The organism is Acinetobacter sp. UBA2063, from assembly GCF_002333245.1.
Lineage (GTDB): Bacteria > Pseudomonadota > Gammaproteobacteria > Pseudomonadales > Moraxellaceae > Acinetobacter > Acinetobacter parvus.
This window is the reverse complement of record NZ_DDAH01000270.1, coordinates 1-3,364: the sequence shown is the minus strand read 5'-3', so window position 1 is coordinate 3,364 and position 3,364 is coordinate 1. Positions and strand designations below refer to the sequence as shown.

Genomic DNA, 3,364 nt, shown 5'->3' with positions numbered 1-3,364 from the left:
TTATTCCCACTCAATCGTTGCTGGTGGCTTAGATGACACGTCGTAGACGACGCGTGAAACATCTTTAATCTCATTCATGATACGCGTTGAGATTTTATCAACCAATTCATATGGAAGATGTGCAAAGCGTGCTGTCATAAAGTCAACCGTTTCTACCGCACGAAGTGCAATCACCCATGCATAACGGCGACCATCACCAACAACACCCACTGATTTTACAGGTTGGAATACTGCAAATGCTTGTGCAGTTTTGTCGTACCAACCGCTATCACGCAGTTCTTGCATAAAGATGTCGTCAGCAAGACGAAGAATATCAGCGTATTCTTTCTTCACTTCACCCAAAATACGCACGCCCAAACCTGGGCCTGGGAATGGATGACGGTAAATCATGCTATGCGGTAAACCAATGGTTGTACCTAATTTACGTACTTCATCTTTGAACAAGTCACGTAATGGTTCAACCAATTCAAATTCTAGGTCATCAGGTAAACCACCCACGTTGTGGTGTGATTTAATTACGTGTGCTTTACCTTGTTTGCTTGCAGCAGATTCGATTACGTCTGGATAAATCGTCCCTTGTGCCAAGAATTTCACACCATCAAGTTTACGTGCTTCTTCTGCAAATACTTCAATAAATTCACGACCAATGATTTTACGTTTTTTCTCAGGATCAACTTCACCTGCCAAAGCAGACAAGAAACGCTGTTCAGCATCGGCACGGATGACGCGAATGCCCATGTTTTCTGCAAACATTTGCATCACTTGATCACCTTCGTTTAAACGAAGTAAACCATTGTCTACAAATACGCAAGTTAACTGGTCGCCAATGGCTTTGTGCAATAACGCAGCAACCACAGATGAGTCCACACCACCAGACAAACCTAACAGAACTTTTTCATCACCAATTTGTGCGCGTAACTGTTCTACACGTAAATCGATAATGTGTTCAGGCGTCCACAGACCGCGGCAACCACAAATCTGATGTACAAAGTTAGACAGTAATTCAGCACCTTTTGCAGTGTGAGTCACTTCTGGATGGAACTGAACACCATAGAAACGACGTGCTTCATCACTCACCGCAGCGAACGGGCAGCTTGGTGTACTCGCAGTCACTTGGAAGCCTTCTGGAATGGCACTGACTTTATCGCCATGGCTCATCCAAACATGAAGTTGGTTTTCACGATCTTGCAAGTTACCAATCAATTGATCACGTACTAGAATATCTACTTCTGCATAACCAAACTCATGTACTGTACCTGGCTCTACTTTACCGCCAAGTTGTTCAGACATGGTTTGCAAACCATAACAGATACCCAACACTGGTACGCCTAATTCAAATACAACTTGTGGTGCGCGTGGGCTTCCTTCTTCATGTACGCTTTCAGGGCCACCTGATAAAATAATCCCCTTCGGATTAAACGCACGAATGTCTGCTTCAGACATATCGAATGCATACATTTCAGAATAGACACCCGCTTCACGTACACGACGTGCAATGAGCTGGCTATATTGAGAGCCGAAATCCAAAATAAGGATACGATCTTCAGTAATTTGAGTATTGGTCGTCATGGTTCATCTTAAAGGCAAATGAATTAAGCGCCATATTCTAACATTTTTCACGCTTTGGCGCATCGCAATTCATCATCTATCTTATTTTTTCATTGGATTGAGCAATCGACACTGATATTTAAACTAAAATTTCACAGCAAAGCACAAAATAAGGAGTATTAAATCAACAATTCTTGCCCATTCTGCTCAACACAAAGCAAAAATTGGTGCTAAGATGACGAGTCAAGATATGCATTACCATGGAAAGGTATTCAATCGACAGCATCGTTGCCTTTTTATACGATTGTGATGTCCTGATTCAAAGGAAAAATAAAAGGGTAACTCAAAAAATTAAGGGTCCTGATGTTTCATCAATGGCCGAAAATATTTCACTATCATCTAGCGCTTGCCCGACCACGAGCAACAATTAGGACTTGAAGGACCAATAAAATAATGTTTCAAGAAATGATTGCGGATTTTCAACAGAATTTCTGGTTATATATTTCAATCCCCTTTATCAGTGGCTTTATTGGCTATGTGACCAAGGTCATTGCCATTCAAATGATGTTTTCACCACTTGAATTTAAAGGATTGCGATTATTTGGGCTTCCACTCGGATGGCAAGGGATTGTTCCCCGTAAAGCAGAGAAGATGGCCACCACAGCAGTGGAGTTAATGACCTCCAAGCTGATTAAACCCGAAGAAATTTTTGCCCGACTCGACCCCAAACGTATTGCCCAAGAAATTGAAAAACCATTGATGGCAGCAGCTGAGGACATTACCCGAGAAGTAGCACAACAATACCAACCTGGCCTATGGGAAGGCATGCCTGAGTTTGCACGACAAAAACTGATTAAGCGTGTCCAAGCCAAAGCGCCAGAAATTGTTGAACATATTATGAGTGAAGTGCAGAAAGATGTTGCCAAGTACTTCGATATCAAACATATGGTGGTCAATAACCTGCTCAAAGACAAACGTTTGCTCAATGAAATCTTTAAGAAAGTGGGCAAACAGGAATTCAAATTCTTTAGTAATGTCGGTTTCGTGTTTGGTTTTGCAATTGGTGTGGTACAAATGCTGTGCTGGATCGTGACTCAAGGTAAATATCCATGGATGCTGCCGATGTTTGGTGGCTTTGTCGGCTTTTTCAGTGACTGGATGGCTTTACAAATGATGTTTAGACCATTGTACCCGAAGAAGATTTTGGGCTACACATGGCAAGGTTTGTTCATCAAGCGTCAAAATGAAGTCGCGGCAGACTATGCAGCGCTCATTTCTAAACAATTACTCACATCCCGTAATATGATGGAAGAGCTTTTTTCTGGAACCAATTCAGATAAAGTGATCGAACTCGTCAGTCGCCATGTGAAACAAGAAATTGATCTACAAGCAGGTATTGTTCGTCCACTGGTGGTGTACGCGATTGGCGGTGAAAAATATCAAAACCTTAAGACCGAAGTGGCTGAACGTATTTTACAGCAACTGCCAGAAACCATGCGTTATGTAGAGTCTTATGCCGAAGATGCGATGAATGTCCGCAATACGTTGGTCGAAAGAATGCAGCGCTTAAGCCCTGAAGAATTCGAAGGGATGCTCCGCCCTGCATTTAAAGAAGATGAATGGTCGTTGATCATTGTGGGCGCGGTGCTGGGTTTCCTTGTTGGGGAAATGCAGATCCACTTTATGCTGTAAATCTAAAATCCGTACAATTAAAAATAGGGAGCAATTGGCTCCCTGTTTTTTATGATTAAAAAGTTAATGAGCATCGTAAGCGCCCGCTGAACCCCATGCCTACTTTTAATTTTGGTCGGATTTC

2 protein-coding genes are annotated in these 3,364 nt (G+C 42.3%); one reads left to right on the top strand and one right to left on the bottom strand.

All coding sequences use genetic code 11. From position 1 onward, the window contains the following. Complete coding sequence (guaA, locus tag B4H32_RS12600; RefSeq protein WP_016542562.1) at positions 1-1,569, bottom strand: glutamine-hydrolyzing GMP synthase; 1,569 nt, start codon at positions 1,567-1,569, stop codon at positions 1-3. Between the two features lie 444 nt (positions 1,570-2,013). Between guaA and B4H32_RS12595 the strand changes: the two genes are divergently transcribed. Further along, on the top strand, positions 2,014-3,240 hold the full coding sequence (locus tag B4H32_RS12595) for a DUF445 family protein (protein ID WP_286803376.1): 1,227 nt from the start codon (positions 2,014-2,016) through the stop codon (positions 3,238-3,240). The last annotated feature ends 124 nt before the right edge of the window (positions 3,241-3,364 follow it).

Excerpts from the sequence above, each read along its gene's own strand:
- B4H32_RS12595 (WP_286803376.1), top strand. The coding sequence starts at position 2,014 with ATGATTGCGGATTTTCAACAGAATTTCTGGTTATATATTTCAATCCCC.
- guaA (WP_016542562.1), bottom strand. The coding sequence starts at position 1,569 with ATGACGACCAATACTCAAATTACTGAAGATCGTATCCTTATTTTGGAT.